Source organism: Microbacterium murale (assembly GCF_030815955.1).
Classification (GTDB): Bacteria; Actinomycetota; Actinomycetes; order Actinomycetales; family Microbacteriaceae; genus Microbacterium; species Microbacterium murale_A.
Window position 1 is genome coordinate 1,826,953 of the sequence record NZ_JAUSXK010000001.1, and the last position, 14,238, is coordinate 1,841,190.

Sequence of the window (14,238 nt, forward strand, 5' to 3'; positions counted from 1 at the left end):
CGCGCCGGTGTGCGTGTCAAGCGGTGGTGTATTCAAGACGTTTTCTCCAATCGCCTGGCCAGCAGGGAGCTCAGGTAGCTCGCGACCAGGTAGATGAGCCCGGCGATGATGATCGCCTCGACGAAGCGGAAGTTCTTGCTGCCGTACAGCTGTGCCTGGCGCACCATCTCAACGACCGTGATGACCATCAGGAACGGAGTGTCCTTGAACATCGAGATGACGTAGTTGCTCAGCGCAGGCAAGGTCGAACGCAGTGCCTGGGGGATGATGACGGCGGTCCACGTGCGACCGGGCGACATCGAAAGCGCCGTCGTCGCCTCCCACTGTCCCGGTGGCACCGCATCTATTCCTGCGCGGTAGACCTCGGCCATGTAAGTCGCGTAGTGGATGCCGATGATGACAGTGCCAAGGACGATCGGCGGCACCGTCGTGAACACGTAGTACGCGAACAGCAGCTGCACCACGAGCGGGGTCATCCGCACGAAGTTCATCAACAGGCTGATGATGGCTGCGACGGGGCGGGGCGCCGTACGGCGCCCGAGGGCGATCACGAGTCCGAGGACGGCGGCGATGATGCTGCCGATGACGGTCACGACCAGCGTGACGGTGAGGAACTTCCCGAGGATGTCGGGGAACGCCGCGATGGCGTGATTCCAGTCCCAGAAGCTGTTGTCGTCGTTCATGCGGCCTGGCCCGCCCCCTTCATATCGGGGATCGGGGTGGTGGTGATGGTGTCACGCCACTTTCCGCCCTGTCCGAGTCGGTGCTTGGCCCTGGTCTCGAGCGCGTTCATGCCCAACGTGAGCAGGTAGGCGATGGCGAAGTAGACGAGCAGCCCCAGTCCATAGGCGAAATACACGTCCGTCTGGACGCGTAGGCGGTTCAGCTCTGCAGTGAGGTCGACGATCGTGATCAGGTAGACGACGGCGGTGCCCTTCAGGAGCTGGATGAGCAGATTGTTCAGAGAGGGGAGCATGAGCGCCCACGCCTGCGGGAATATCACCCGCCACATCCTCTGCGTGCGCGACAGGCTGAGCGCCGTGGTCGCCTCCCACTGTCCGGCCGGCACGGCGTTGATCGATCCACGAACGACCTCGGCGCCGTACGCGCCGTAGTTCAATCCCAGGGCCAGGATGCCGGTGAACACTGCAGGCAGTTCGATCTCGAATGGCGGCAATGGCAGCACGAAGAAGAAGAAGAACAGCTGCACCAGCAATGAGGTCCCGCGGAACAGCTCGATGATGGTGCGCGCGATACCGCGCAGCACGATGTTCTCGAATCGCGCCAGCAGACCGAGGCCGATCGCCACGACGATCGCCAGGAGGGCGCCGCCCGCAGTCAATTGGAGGGTGATGAGCACCCCATCGATGAGCTGGGGCAGCGCCCGCCAGAGCGCTTCGAAGTTCTCAGTCACTGTGGTGAGATCAGCCCAGTTCGCCCGAGCAGAGCTGCTCGGTGGTCAGGTCGGCCGGCGGGAGGTTCTCCGCCGTGAATCCGAAGGGCTCGACCAGGTCGAGGTACGACGCCTCATCGCCGGTGATCTTGGCGAGTTCTTCGTTGTACGCCTTGAGGAGCTCGGTGTCGTCCTGGCGGAAGACGGTCGCGCCTGCGCCGATCTGCTCGACGCCGTCGATCTCCTGCACGAACGCCTCGGTGGTTTCGACGTCGTCCATGTTCTCCGTCATCCAGTTGAGCGAGACGGCGGTCAGTGCGAAGGCATCCGCGCGACCGGACTGCACGACCTCGATACCGGCCTGGGCGCTGTCGACCTGGACGGTGTTCGCGATGCCCAGGTCGGTGGCGTACCCCTCTTCGATCGCACCGGACTGCACGGCGAGCGTCACATCGCCGGCTGCAGCGACCGAGTCGAGGTCGCTGAGCTTCTTGGGGTTGTCCTTCTCGACGACGAGCGTGGTCGTGTACATGATCTCGGGGTCGCTGAACGCGGCCTCTTCACAGCGCTCGGGAAGGATCGACATTCCGGCGCTCACGGCATCCCACCGGCCGGCGTTCAGGCCGGGGATCAGCGAGTTCCAGTCGACCTCCTCGATCTTGATGTCATCGATGCCGAGGTTCTTGAAGATCTGCTCATGCATGGCGATGGTCGCGCCGGTCGGCTCGCCGTCCTCCACCCAGGAGTACGGCTGCTCGGAGGCGATCGCGAGGGTGATCGTGCCCTCTTCCTGTGCCTTCTCGAGTGTGTTCATGCCTTCTGTGTCGCTGTCGCCGCTCGACGAGCACCCGGCGAGAAGGCCGAGCGTCAGGGTCCCGATGGCGGCTGTGGCAATGCCGAGCCGTGTCGTTCTCTTCGTCATGATGTCCTCGCGTTCCGTATGAGTTCCGTATCCGGGCGCTCTGCACGGGCGCCGTTGACCGTGCCCCAGACTATGGAATCTGTCGAGAGATGTACAGTCAGACGCGCAGATTGTCGACACGTATACAAAAATGTGATCGTGGGGCAGACTGGGGAATCCAGAATCGGCTTCGCGGATCGGCGCGGAGGATCGACAATGAGATGTCCGCGGTTTCGCGCGACGGCTGGAAGGGATGCACATGGCTTCACACACCCCTCGCGCGGTTTCGCCGATCTCGATGGTGCGCGTGGCGCGACCGTCTACCGTCGACCTCATAACCGCCGAGCTGCGCAAGGCGATCTTCACCGGCGCGCTACCGGTCGGCAGCCCCATCGGCGAAGTCGAGATGTCGTCTCAACTGGGCGTGAGTCGTAGTCCGCTGCGGGAGTCCACGCAACGACTCGTGCAGGAAGGGCTGCTCACCGCATCCCCTGGCCGCGGCATGCGGGTGAGCGTGATCGGACCTGAGCATGTCGCCGACGTGTACGACGCGCGCCTCGCCATCGAGAGCCAGGCCGTGCGGTTGATCGTCAAGTCCGGTGCCGCGGCCGTGACAGATGCGCTCGAGCGCGCGTACGACGAACTCGTCACGGTCAGCGAGGGGACGGATGCTCGCGCCATCGGCGATGCTGACATCGAGTTCCATCGAGTGCTGGTCGACTCCGCCGGCAGCCGCAGGCTGTCCCACTACATGGCCACGCTCGCGATCGAGACCCGTATCGCCAGTCTCAGCGACCCCAACGGATACACCGTGCGCCGGTCGGTATCTGAGACGTACCGTGAGCTGCTCGATGCGATCGCGGCGGGTGACGTCTCGGCTGCGTTCCTCGCACTCGAGCGCCAGTTCGCCGAGGCAGTGGCTCGGTTGACGGGCGAGGACGAGAACGTCGAGACGGTGGAGACACCCGCCGATGAAGAGCCGCCGGCGATCGGCCCGATCGAATTCGCCGAAGAGGTCTGATCGCGACTTTCTTCGGGACCGACGCGAGGCAGACCCGTCGCCGGTTGAGGTTCGAGACTCAGGTCGCATGGACAGCGACCTGAGGAGGACTCTCCGACGACCGTCCGCGGCGAATGATGAGGGCATGGACACCTTCATCTCGAACCCCGAACCAGCCCCCACGCCACCTCGGCCCTCCGCCCCTTCACCCGTTCCGCTCCTGGTCGCTGCAGTGCTCGTGGCCGTCGTGACAGCGGTCGCCTTGCTCGTCGGCTCCAGCGCCGAGTACTCGGCGATCTTTCCGCCTGCCTGGCTGGGATTCGTGGGGTCAGTGCTGGCAGTGGTGGCGATCGTATGCAATCACTCTGCTGAACGAGTAGCCGAGGCGAGCGCGTGGGTCGCCTCACTGATGCTGCTCGGGGCATCCGGTGGCGTCGTACTCGACGCGCTGCGCGCCTTCTTCGCCGTCACGGGCATCCCCGCGGGGGCCTTCTCCGTCGTAGACCTGCCCGGCTTCGCTGCTCGGCTGATGTCGTTGGTCGCCGCGTTCGCCGCGCTCAGGTTCGCCCGCGCCCTGCGTCGGTCGACGCTCGATCCGGCACGGTCCGGCGAGCGACGGGGTGCGCGTCGGATCCTCCTGCTGAGCGGGCTGGTGCTGTGCGTGCCGTATCCACTTCTGAAGATCGTGTGGTGGATGAGCGGCGATCAGAGCGAGTTCGAGGTCGGCTTCCCGGCGATGGAACTGGCGGCGTTCTCGATTGCAGCCCTCGGGCTGCTGATGCTGTGCACTAGCGCGGGAGCGCGACTTCCTCGGCGGCTGGTATCCCTCGGCGGCTGGTGCGGCTCGTTCGTACTGCTGAGCATGGGCGCGCTGATGCTGTTCGGGCTCCTCTCGCAGCGGCTGGGGCTCGTTGCAGCGGATGTGGACCTCGGCGACGGTGGCCGGGCGGTGATGGTCTTCGCCGTGTACAGCACGTGGTTCGCACTCGGTGCGATCGTCGCGGCCGCTACGGTGCTGTATGAGGAGGCGACGACGCGTGATGTGCCGGCGGGCCGCAGCGCGGCGCCGGCACGGCGCTGATACGTCAGGAGAGAGGAGGCGAGCGTGCGCACGTTGCTCATGGTCGGCGCGGCCGTCCTGCTGTTTCCCGCGACCGTCCTGATCGCATTCGCTTCGCTCTCACTACCGGCCGCGATCACTGTCACCGCCTGCGCGCTCGGCGCGCATCTGACGCTGTTCGGCCTGTTCCGCAGGGCCACGATGACGCTGCTGATCATCTCCGCGCTGGTCGCCCTGCAGGGGATCATCACCGGCCTCTTCGTGCTGTTCCCGAGCACGCTGCTGGTGCTCCCCGCGCTGCATGGAGCCGCTGCGCGGGGGAATCGATACGTGGCATCGACGGTCGCAGTGCTCGGTCCGTTGGCGGCGGCCGCGCGGTACGCCATCGATCCCAGCATCGTGGACAGTGAGTTCGGACCCGAGCCGTGGCTGCTCGCACTCCTCCTGCTCGCAGGCTGCGCGGTCGCCGTCACCCTCGGCTTGCTGCGCCGTGCGGAATTGCGCACGGTCGAACTGACCGCCGCTCAGCTCGATCTCGAGCAACGAGAACGATCGCATCGTGAGGCGCGTGCGGCCGCGGGCGAGCGGGCGAGGATCTCCCGCGATCTGCACGACGTGCTGGCGCACTCGCTCACCGTGATCGTCGGGCAGGTGAGGGTCGCCAGATTCCGGACGGAGGACTCCGCGGCGGCACTGCAGGTCATCGAGGAAACTGCACGCGAATCGCTGCGGGACCTGCGCGGTACGCTCCAATCGCTGCGGGATCCGGACGCGGACACGCGGTGGCGCGTCGGGACGGATGTCGGATCACCGTCGCCCACGTGGAATGCCCCGCTGCAACCGACGCCGTCACTGTCCGGTCTTCCCGCGCTCGCCGCGAGAATGCAGGACCTCGGTCTCGTCGTGCACCGCCGGACGGAGGGCCGTATCCGCCCCCTCGGATCGGCGGCCGAGCTCGCGTTGTACCGATTCGTTCAGGAGGGGCTCACCAATGCGCTGCGACACGGTGAGGGCGCCGTCGAATGGCGGGAGATCTGGGAGCAGGATCGAACCATGATCACACTGCGCAACGCCGTCCCGGCGGTCGACCGGGGCTCGGACGGGCTGGGGATGGGACTGGAAGGGATGCGGGAGCGCCTCGCTGCGGTGTCCGGCGTACTCACGGTCGACCGCACGAGCGGATTCGCCGTGACCGCATCGGTGCCGTACGTCGAGACGCGCGACTCGGGAGACCGCGCATGATCCGCCTGGTGGTCGCCGACGATCAGGATCTGGTGCGCGCAGGGATCGTCGCCACCGTCGAGGCGCAGCCCGACATGCGCGTCATCGCCGAGGTACGGGACGGGGATCAGGCCGTGCGCGCTGTCACGGAGGGATCGCCGGACGTCGTTCTGATGGACATCCGCATGCCCGGCATCGACGGTATCGAGGCCACCAGGAGGATCGTGGAACGGGGATCGAGCGCACGAGTGCTGTTGCTCACCACGTTCGATGCCGATGAACACGTTTACGGTGCGCTCCGTGCCGGTGCGAGCGGATTTCTGGTGAAGGACGCACCCGTCGATGAGCTCGTCACCGCGATCCGTGCGGCCGCGAGAGGAGACGCGGTGCTATCGCCGTCGGTGACCGCCCGTGTCGTCGGGCACCTGCTGGAGCGTCCGTTCCGCGGCGCTCCGGAGGACGCGATCCCGGCCGGGCTGTTGACACCGAGGGAGATCGAAGTGGTGCAGCTGGTCGCCGACGGTCTCAGTAACGTCGAGATCGGCCGGCTCATACATCTGTCGGAGGCGACGGTGAAGACGCACATCGGGCGAATCCTCGTCAAACTCGGACTGCGTGATCGGGTGCAGGTCGCGGTGTGGGCTCACCGCCGCGGGGTCGCCAACCCGCCGGGGTGATGCTTCTTCCCCTTCACGTCATCCGGCGAGTCAGCCGCCTGGATTGAGCACCAGAGTGTCGAGGGCGGCCTTGTCCACGGCGTCCGCGCTGAACGCCCACGGCGTCTGGATGCCGGCAGCCCAGTTCTCGGTCTGATCGACGTAGTGCGGGTGGTACGGGTGCCCGGATGCGCCGGTCAGGTGATTCCACGTCGACGCGTCGAAGTCGGACAGATCGATCACCATGCGCATCGACGGAACGGTGGTCGTCGCGTACCCCTCGCCGAGTTCCCACCCGGTGGCGTTCACGACCGATGGGCCGCCGCCGACCGGGTACGGCCCGCGGTTGAACAGCGCTTCGATCGGCGCGATCCCGGATGATCCGAGGGTCGAGCTGGTCAACGTGATGGCGTGCAGATCGCCCCAGTTCCAGCGCGTCACAGCCGTGCCTTGAAGGCCGGCGAGTTCGTCGTAGGCCTGTTCGGCCGACAGCGCGAGCATCTCCTCCATGCCGTCGACGCCGATGTTCTCATTCGTCCAGAGCGGGTCGGTCGGGTCATCGAGAAGCGCGGAGACCACCGTGAACAGGCGCGCCTGACCGCCATGCGGCAGCGGTGCCTCGCGCTGCTCGAACAGGTTCAGTACCAGATTCGACCACAGCACGTTCGCATAGGCTGCTGCTGCGGAATCGGCGTTGTTCTGCGCGTCCCAGGTGCGAAGAAGAGCAACGGCCTCTTTCGGCCCGGCACCCTTGACCTCGATGTCGCCCATGACCGCTGCGAGCTTCTTGCCGATCCACATCTCGTTGTCGTTCTGGATGTCGCGCATATCCTGCGCGGTGAGGGGCGCGGCGGCGGCTCGGCGCTCGATCAGGTGGGCGATGCGAGCGGCGCGGTAGCCGTAGTCCCAGTCACGAGAGAGGAAGTACTCGTAGTCGTCGGTCACGATCGCATTGTTCGCGGTGACGATGTAGCCCGAGCTCGGGTTGTACGACACCGGCAGCTCTTCGAACTCGATGAATCCGGTCCAGTCGTAGCTGCTGTCCCATCCCGGCTGCGGGATCCACCCGTCTCCTGCCCCGCGTAGCGGCAGGCGGCCCGGAGCCTGATAGCCGATGTTGCCCTCGACGTCGGCGTAGATCAGGTTCTGTGCAGGCACGTCGAACAGGGATGCCGCGTACCGGAAGTCATCGAAGTCCTGAGCCGTGGCAAGGGCGAAGATCGCGGTGGCGGTTTTGCCGGCATCCAGAGCGGTCCAGCGCAGGCTCACGGCGTACTCGCCGGAGAGGGCGGCCGAAGCGTCTGTCTCGCCGTGCGTGAGCCCGTCGCCGTCCGCCGCAACCTGGCCGTCTGCCACGGCGGTGAAGTCGTCTGTGAGCCCCGAGATGATCGGCCCGTGCACGGTGGAGCGGATCGTGAGGTCTATGTCGTCGCCGCCGGCGACCTTGACCGTCTCTTCGCGCACCTCGAGCGGCACGAGCGCGCCGTCGCGCCAGTACTCATCGCCGTCGACCTTCTCGATGTAGAGGTCGGCGACGTCGGTCGTGAGGTTCGTGAAGCCCCAGGCGACCTGGCTGTTGTGCCCGATCACGATGCCGGGCAGACCGGAGAACGAGAATCCGCCCACGTCGAACGGGCATTCGTCGGTGACCTTGGAACAGCGCAGCTGCACCTGGTACCAGACCGAGGGGAGCGAGGCGCCCAGGTGGGGGTCGTTCGCCAGCAGCGGCAACCCGCTCTCGGTGAGCGATCCGGAGACCACCCAGGAATTCGATCCGATGCCCTCGCCGACGTCCCCGACCAGCAGGCTTGCAGCCGCGACGACACTGTCGGCCTCTTGCCACTCGATCGTGGTCACCGCGGTCTGCACGTTCGAGTCGCCGATGTCGTCGCCATCCGAGTCGCCGCCGGCGTCGGTGGAGAACGAGGCCGGCGCAGCGCCCGCCCCCGCTTCCAGAGCGGGCACCGTCGAGAGCTTCGGGACGATCACCGGGTTCTCATCGAACGGATACGCAGGGTAGAGCTGATCGAGCAGTTCCAGGCTGTCGCCGGGCGCTGCGTCATCGCCGACTTCGGCGACCAGCATCGCGCGTTCGGTCTCGTCTTCGATGTTGGTTCGCAGATCCCACGCCATCGCCTTGAGCCAGGCCACGGAATCGGCGGGCTCCCATGGTTCGATCTCGTACTCAGGATTCTGTATGCCGAGAACGGCATATTCGAGTGCGAAGTCGGCACCGTCACCCGTGGCGAGATAGGCGTTCACACCGTCGGCGTAGGCCTGGTAGTAGGCGAGCGTGGTCTCATCCATCGCCTCGACCTCCTCCTCGGCGACATCACGCCAGCCGAGAGTGCGCAGGAACATGTCTGTCGGTGCCTGTGATTCACCGAACATCTCGGCGACGCGGCCCGACGTCACATGCCGGCGGAAGTCCATCTCGAAGAAGCGGTCCTGCGCGTGGACGAAACCCTGCGCATAGAACAGGTCGTGCGACGAATCGGCTGTGATCGTCGGCACGCCGAGATCATCGCGCTGCACCGTCACCTGGTCCTTGAGCCCATCGAGCTCGAGCTCCCCTGAGGTCTGGGGGAACGAGCGCTGGATCGTCCAGACGACGAAGAAGGCCGCCGCGACAGCGATGACGAGAAGACCTGCGACGACGGCGAACGCGACGCGTCCGATTCTGGGGCCCAATGGGCGGCGTGCTGAAGATTCCGGAGCTTCGATCGTCATTGAGGAGTTCTTTCGGGGTCAACGGTGGGATCCGGTGTCACCGTTCCCCAGAGCGCGTTTCGGGGCGCGCTCTGGGAAGCCTAGCGGGGTTGTCGCGATTCGGCACCAGTTCCCGGCGGTGGCGTCGTGTGCAGGACGAGTGCGGATCCCGCGGCATCCGCACTCGTGATCGTCGTCTCCTCCGCACTCACCCGATCAGGCTCGGCTGCAGATCACGCAGCGTGCGGCGATGCGTCATCCGCGTCACGCCGATCATCGCGAGCAGGAGCGCACCGACCAACCACATGGCGAGCACAGCCAGATCCCACCACGCACGATCGAAGTTGCCGCCGTACATGAGCTGCCTCATCGCATCCACGACATAGCCCAGCGGCAGCACATGGTGCAGCGCGGCGAGAGGCGCGGGGAGGGTCTGCCACGGGAAGGTGCCACCGGCGGTGACCAACTGCAACACCATGAGCACGAGTCCGAGGAACTGGCCCACAGATCCCAGCCAGACGTTGAGCGCCAGAATGATCGCCGCGAACGTCGCGGACGCGAGAACCATGACCCCGAGCGTGCCGAGCGCGTTGTCGAATCGGAAGCCGAGGGTGATCGCGAGAATGCCCATCAGACCCACCATCTGCAGCGCGCCGAGGGCGGCGGGGGTGAGCCACCCGGCGAGAGTGATGCGGATGGGGGAGTGCAGTGCGGTGACGGCACGGCGAGACACCGGCTTCACGATGAGGAACAGCGCGTAGATGCCGATCCAGGCCGCAAGCGCGGCGAAGAACGGTGCGAGCCCTGCGCCGTAGTCCTCTGCAGAGGCGACCTTGTCGCTGGAGACACGCAGCGGGTCGGAGATCGTGTCGGCCTGTGCCTCACGCAGCTCAGGCGTGGATGCCGGGATCTGCGTGACCCCGTCTGCGAGTCCGTCACGGAGTTCGGCGGTGCCGTCGGCCAGGGTCGAGAGGCCGTCGCGCAGTTGGATCGCTCCGTCGTTCGCCGCAGCAGCACCGGTCGCCGCAGTGCCGGCACCCGTCGCCACAGTGTTGGCGCCGTCGGACAGCGTGCGTGCACTTGAGGCCAGCGTGGCCGCGCCGGCGGCGAGCTGGTCGATCCTGCTCACGGCATCCTGCACCGTGGTGTTGCCCTGCTGGAGGCGCTCTCCGAGCGGATCCAGCTTGGCGAGCACGGCGTCGATCTCGGCCTGCGTCAGTCCTTGGGAGGCGAGCGTGTCTGCGATGTCGGTGCGGATCTGCGGCAGCGTGTCTGCGGCATCCTGCACGATCCCACCTGCCTGATCGGCGACGTCGGCGATCTGCTGGTTGCCGTCGCTGACCTGCTGCGCGCCGTCGGCGAGCTGAGAGGCGCCGCTCGCGAGTTGGGCCGTTCCGCTCGCGAGTTGGGCGGTGCCGTCGGCGAGCTGCGTCGTGCCGTCGGCGAGCGTCGCGCTGCCGGTGGATGCCGTGACCGCGCCGTCTGCGAGCTGAGAGGCGCCGTCGGCCGCTTCGGAGAGGGAGTCTCGCACGTCGCTGAGCCCCGTGAGGAGGCGCTCGGCCGCCTCGCTTCCGACCATCTTCGCGACAGAACTGCGGATCTTCTCCACGGCCTGCGTGCCCATCGACGACGCCAGGTAGTTGTTGGCGTCGTTCGTCTCGAGATCGATGCGGGCCTGGTGGGGTTCTGTGCCCGCTGCCGAGGTCAGCGCCGCGGAGAAATCGCTCGGGATCGTCACAGTGAAATCGACTGTGCCGTCGCGCAGGGCTGTGGTTGCGGCATCCGCCGTCATCTCCTGCCAGTCGAACGCATTCCCCTCGATGAGGTTCTCGGCGACCTTTTCGCCGTAGTTGACGGTCTCGTCTGCTCCTTCGGCGTTGGTGCTGGCGGCGCCCTCGTCTTGCACGACCAGCGCCACGGGCACGTCGGAGAACTTGGCGTACGGGTCCTGATTCGCCCAGAGGTACAGGCCGCCGTAGAGGATCGGCACGCACATGAGCGCGATCAGGGCGATGATGCCCATCCGGCTCGCAGTGAGGCGCCGCAGCTCGGCGGCGATCATGGCGGGAACCTTCATGGCCTGTCTCCTTCCTCGGTCGTGTCGTTCTCGTTCGATTCGTCGGCGATCTGCGGGGCGATGTCGTCCGGAGAACCGGGATCATCTGGCGTGTCGACGGCGTGTTTCTCATCGACGCGCGGGGCGTCGCGCATGTCGTCTCCGTTTTCCGAGCCGGAAGCCGCGTCGGATGCTGCGGCCTCGGGCCGCTCGAGCACGAGGGGTGTCACCGGGCCGGAGGCGTTGATGGCCTCCAGCTCGTGCATCCGCTCGAGGGCGACGGCTGCCGATCCGCCGATGATGACGAGCATGGCGTAGCCGCGGTCGGCGAACTCCGACGCGATGCGCCACCAGCCGTCCGGGCTGCCGCCGTGTCGGTCGGGCGACACGAGCACGATCCCCTCGGTGCCCTTGCGCAGCACGGCGAGCTCGCACATGATGCGCACGCGCGCCGCCGGGTCGACGTTGCCGATCGGCGTCGATGCGAGTTCCGCGTAACCGAGTTGCGCGAGCCAGCGGCGAGCATGGATCGGCGTCGCCCCGACGCCCGCGAACATGAGCTCCTCGCCGACGACGCCCGACACGGTGATGTCGGCATGCGGATCGCTCACGTCCGGAGCATCCACGAGGGCGATAGCGCGACGCAGCAGGCGATTGTCCTTGTCGCCGTCGATCGTCACCCTGCCGGCGTCTGGACTCATCCGGCCGCTCGCGATCAGGCCGAGAACGGTCGGTCGCTGCTGCGTCTCGGCGAGGGCGAAGCGCACCGCGCCGGTATGGAACTCGAGGCTCGTGGTGGGCAGGGCCTGTCCGTCGCGACCCTTGCGCACTTCGTGGAGCGCGATCTTCATGCGTTGGCCTCCTCGACGCGCTCGGGACCGACGATCTGGGTCGCGACGATCTCGGGGTGGGCGGCGAGCAGTGCGTCGGCCTCGCGCCAGGAGAGACCGGCGATGCTCAAAACGGCGCGCACGGCCGTGGCCGCGGCATCCGAGCCCGCGGTGTCGACACGCACGACCATGCGGGCCGTCTCTTCGATGAGGCGGGCGAGCACGTCGCCGGGGACGTCGGTGCGCAGTGCATGCGCACGGCGGCCGCGGTCGACGATGTTCGACACGACCTGACGCAGTGGCGCCAGCGCGGCGGCGGTGTCAGCCACATGCGCGTCGTCGAGTGCGATGGCCGTCACTGTCTGGATGTGGGCGACCTCGTGCCAGAGTCGCGAGGCGAGCTGGGCGAGAGCGATGCGCGCGTCGTCGTCGAGTGCCTGCTCGGCGATCGCATTGAAGCGCTGTGCGCCGGTGCGGATGAGTTCGCTGATCAGAGCCGATCGATCATCGAAGTGTCCGTACAGTGCGCGGCGGGAGAGGCCGGCCGTGCGTGCGATCAGATCGGTCGAGGCGTTGGGGTCCTGTGCCAATGCGGTGCGGGCAGCGGCCAGGATGCTCTCGCGGTTGGCCTGCGCATCGCGGCGAGGGGCACGGGTGTCTGTCATGCCCCCAAGTTTACGATCTTGCACAGTCATGTGCAAGATCGCTGGGTGGATGCTCAGCTTGAGCGACCCGATCAGCGGACCTCCCCCCGATCCGCGGGCATCGCCCCGATCCGCGGGCGTAGGCGCCCGAACCTCCAGCAGATCGGGGGGGATGCGCGTGAGGGCGCCAGACCGATCCGCCGACACTATGGGGGACCACTTCACATATGTCGGACGGAAACAGGCGAAGTGACCGACATGTGTGCTTTTGGCCCCCGAAGTGTCGGGCGGCGGTGCCTGACCCGAGTGTCTCAGTCGGTGCCGGAGTCGAAGGCCGCGCCCTCGGATGCGGTGTCTACGGCATCCGCCAGTTTCTCGTCGGTGTCTTCGACCGATCCGGTGATCTCGGATGCTTCGCCCGCAGTCACACGTCCGACGAGCTCGCCCGTGGCGCCGCCGACGAGGCCGAGGCTCGCGTACTGCTCGAGGCGCGAACGCGAGTCTGCGATGTCGAGGTTGCGCATCGTCAATTGGCCGATGCGGTCGACCGGGCCGAATGCGGCGTCGCCGACACGCTCCATCGACAGCTTCTCCGGGCCATAGGAGAGGTTCGCACTGGTGGTGTCGAGGATCGTCCAGTCGTCGCCGCGACGCAGGCGGATCGTGACCGTGCCGGAGATCGTGAGTCCGACCCAGCGCTGGATCGACTCGCGCAGCATGAGCGACTGCGGCTCGAGCCAGCGTCCCTCGTACATGAGGCGTCCGAGACGGCGGCCCTGCTCGTGATACGTCGCGAGGGTGTCTTCGTTCAGGATGCCGTTGACGAGTCGCTCGTACGCGATGAAGAGCAGCGCCATGGCGGGGGCCTCATAGATGCCGCGCGACTTCGCCTCGATGATGCGGTTCTCGATCTGATCGCTCATGCCGAGGCCGTGGCGTCCGCCGATCGTGTTCGCCTCGTTCACGAGCGCCACCGGGTCGGTGTACTCGACGCCGTTGATGGCGACGGGGCGACCTGCCTCGAAGGTCACGGCGACATCTTCGGTCTCGATCGCGACAGAGGGGTCCCAGAACTTCACGCCCATGATCGGGTCGACGGTCTCGAGGGAGACGTTCAGGTGCTCGAGGGTCTTCGCCTCGTGAGTGGCGCCCCAGATGTTGGCATCAGTGGAGTACGCCTTCTCCGCCGAGTCGCGGTAGGGGAAGCCGTGCTCCACCAGCCACTCGCTCATCTCCTTGCGGCCGCCGAGCTCGGTGACGAAGTCGGCGTCGAGCCATGGCTTGTACACGCGCAGGCGCGGGTTGGCGAGCAGGCCGTAGCGGTAGAACCGCTCGATGTCGTTGCCCTTGTAGGTGGAACCGTCGCCCCAGATGTCGACGCCGTCCTCCTTCATAGCGCGCACGAGCATGGTGCCCGTCACTGCGCGGCCGAGGGGGGTGGTGTTGAAGTACGTCTTGCCGCCGGAGCGGATGTGGAACGCGCCGCACTGCAGCGCGACGAAGCCTTCTTCGACGAGGGCGGTCTTCGCGTCGACGATGCGCGCGATCTCTGCGCCGTACTCGAGCGCGCGGCCCGGGATCGCATCGATGTCATCCTCGTCGGGCTGCCCGAGGTCGCCCGTGTACGTGCAGGGGATCGCGCCCTTGTCGCGCATCCATGCGACGGCGACGGAGGTGTCGAGTCCTCCGGAGAAAGCGATGCCGACGCGCTCGCCGACGGGCAGGGACTGGAGGACCTTGGACATGGAGTCCATTCTACCGACGCGCG

Annotated in this window: 12 protein-coding genes; 4 read left to right on the forward strand and 8 right to left on the reverse strand. The window is 66.7% G+C overall.

Annotated features, from left to right (window positions below):
- Window positions 1-32 precede the first annotated feature (32 nt).
- Genes ehuD through ehuB form a run of 3 tightly spaced genes read right to left on the reverse strand, consistent with a single transcriptional unit; the run spans window position 33 to window position 2,315 of the window.
- Window positions 33-683, reverse strand: a complete 651-nt coding sequence (gene ehuD / locus QFZ46_RS08965) for an ectoine/hydroxyectoine ABC transporter permease subunit EhuD (RefSeq protein ID WP_307360526.1) — start codon at window positions 681-683, stop codon at window positions 33-35.
- On the reverse strand, window positions 680-1,414 hold the full coding sequence (gene ehuC, locus QFZ46_RS08970; protein ID WP_307360527.1) for an ectoine/hydroxyectoine ABC transporter permease subunit EhuC: 735 nt from the start codon (window positions 1,412-1,414) through the stop codon (window positions 680-682). The genes ehuD and ehuC overlap by 4 nt, the downstream gene beginning before the upstream one ends.
- Before the next feature lie 10 nt (window positions 1,415-1,424).
- Window positions 1,425-2,315, reverse strand: a complete 891-nt coding sequence (gene ehuB, locus QFZ46_RS08975) for an ectoine/hydroxyectoine ABC transporter substrate-binding protein EhuB (protein WP_307360530.1) — start codon at window positions 2,313-2,315, stop codon at window positions 1,425-1,427.
- A 238-nt stretch (window positions 2,316-2,553) separates the two neighbouring features.
- Here ehuB and QFZ46_RS08980 point away from each other — a divergent pair, with 238 nt between their 5' ends.
- The 4 genes from QFZ46_RS08980 to QFZ46_RS08995 all read left to right on the forward strand — a co-directional run bounded on the left by QFZ46_RS08980 (window position 2,554) and on the right by QFZ46_RS08995 (window position 6,252).
- The gene (locus QFZ46_RS08980) at window positions 2,554-3,315 is read left to right on the forward strand and encodes a GntR family transcriptional regulator (RefSeq protein WP_307360532.1); all 762 of its coding nucleotides are present in this window, start codon (window positions 2,554-2,556) and stop codon (window positions 3,313-3,315) included.
- 124 nt (window positions 3,316-3,439) lie between these two features.
- Window positions 3,440-4,375: a hypothetical protein gene (locus QFZ46_RS08985; RefSeq protein ID WP_307360533.1), complete on the forward strand. Its 936-nt coding sequence runs from the start codon at window positions 3,440-3,442 to the stop codon at window positions 4,373-4,375.
- A 24-nt stretch (window positions 4,376-4,399) separates the two neighbouring features.
- Window positions 4,400-5,596 carry a sensor histidine kinase gene (locus QFZ46_RS08990; RefSeq protein WP_307360534.1) on the forward strand — a complete coding sequence of 399 codons (1,197 nt, stop codon included), beginning with the start codon at window positions 4,400-4,402 and terminating at the stop codon, window positions 5,594-5,596.
- On the forward strand, window positions 5,593-6,252 hold the full coding sequence (locus QFZ46_RS08995; RefSeq protein WP_307360536.1) for a response regulator: 660 nt from the start codon (window positions 5,593-5,595) through the stop codon (window positions 6,250-6,252). The genes QFZ46_RS08990 and QFZ46_RS08995 overlap by 4 nt, the downstream gene beginning before the upstream one ends.
- Window positions 6,253-6,282: 30 nt before the next feature.
- Here QFZ46_RS08995 and QFZ46_RS09000 read toward each other — a convergent pair whose 3' ends face one another.
- The 5 genes from QFZ46_RS09000 to argG form a co-directional block, all read right to left on the reverse strand.
- Complete coding sequence (locus QFZ46_RS09000) at window positions 6,283-8,961, reverse strand: penicillin acylase family protein (protein ID WP_307360539.1); 2,679 nt, start codon at window positions 8,959-8,961, stop codon at window positions 6,283-6,285.
- Window positions 8,962-9,148: 187 nt separating this feature from the next.
- Entirely contained in the window at window positions 9,149-11,017 is a 1,869-nt protein-coding gene (locus QFZ46_RS09005; protein ID WP_307360542.1) for a YhgE/Pip family protein, read from the reverse strand.
- Window positions 11,014-11,847, reverse strand: a complete 834-nt coding sequence (locus QFZ46_RS09010) for a hypothetical protein (RefSeq protein WP_307360544.1) — start codon at window positions 11,845-11,847, stop codon at window positions 11,014-11,016. The genes QFZ46_RS09005 and QFZ46_RS09010 overlap by 4 nt, the downstream gene beginning before the upstream one ends.
- Window positions 11,844-12,491, reverse strand: a complete 648-nt coding sequence (locus QFZ46_RS09015) for a TetR/AcrR family transcriptional regulator (RefSeq protein ID WP_307360546.1) — start codon at window positions 12,489-12,491, stop codon at window positions 11,844-11,846. The genes QFZ46_RS09010 and QFZ46_RS09015 overlap by 4 nt, the downstream gene beginning before the upstream one ends.
- Window positions 12,492-12,781: 290 nt before the next feature.
- Window positions 12,782-14,215: an argininosuccinate synthase gene (gene argG / locus QFZ46_RS09020; protein WP_307360548.1), complete on the reverse strand. Its 1,434-nt coding sequence runs from the start codon at window positions 14,213-14,215 to the stop codon at window positions 12,782-12,784.
- Between the last annotated feature and the right edge of the window lie 23 nt (window positions 14,216-14,238).

Coding starts and splice junctions, on each gene's coding strand:
- QFZ46_RS08980 (WP_307360532.1), top strand. CDS start 2,554: ATGGCTTCACACACCCCTCGCGCGGTTTCGCCGATCTCGATGGTGCGC.
- QFZ46_RS08985 (WP_307360533.1), top strand. CDS start 3,440: ATGGACACCTTCATCTCGAACCCCGAACCAGCCCCCACGCCACCTCGG.
- ehuD (WP_307360526.1), bottom strand. CDS start 683: ATGAACGACGACAACAGCTTCTGGGACTGGAATCACGCCATCGCGGCG.
- ehuB (WP_307360530.1), bottom strand. CDS start 2,315: ATGACGAAGAGAACGACACGGCTCGGCATTGCCACAGCCGCCATCGGG.
- QFZ46_RS09005 (WP_307360542.1), bottom strand. CDS start 11,017: ATGAAGGTTCCCGCCATGATCGCCGCCGAGCTGCGGCGCCTCACTGCG.
- QFZ46_RS09015 (WP_307360546.1), bottom strand. CDS start 12,491: ATGACAGACACCCGTGCCCCTCGCCGCGATGCGCAGGCCAACCGCGAG.
- QFZ46_RS08995 (WP_307360536.1), top strand. CDS start 5,593: ATGATCCGCCTGGTGGTCGCCGACGATCAGGATCTGGTGCGCGCAGGG.
- QFZ46_RS09000 (WP_307360539.1), bottom strand. CDS start 8,961: ATGACGATCGAAGCTCCGGAATCTTCAGCACGCCGCCCATTGGGCCCC.
- QFZ46_RS09010 (WP_307360544.1), bottom strand. CDS start 11,847: ATGAAGATCGCGCTCCACGAAGTGCGCAAGGGTCGCGACGGACAGGCC.
- argG (WP_307360548.1), bottom strand. CDS start 14,215: ATGTCCAAGGTCCTCCAGTCCCTGCCCGTCGGCGAGCGCGTCGGCATC.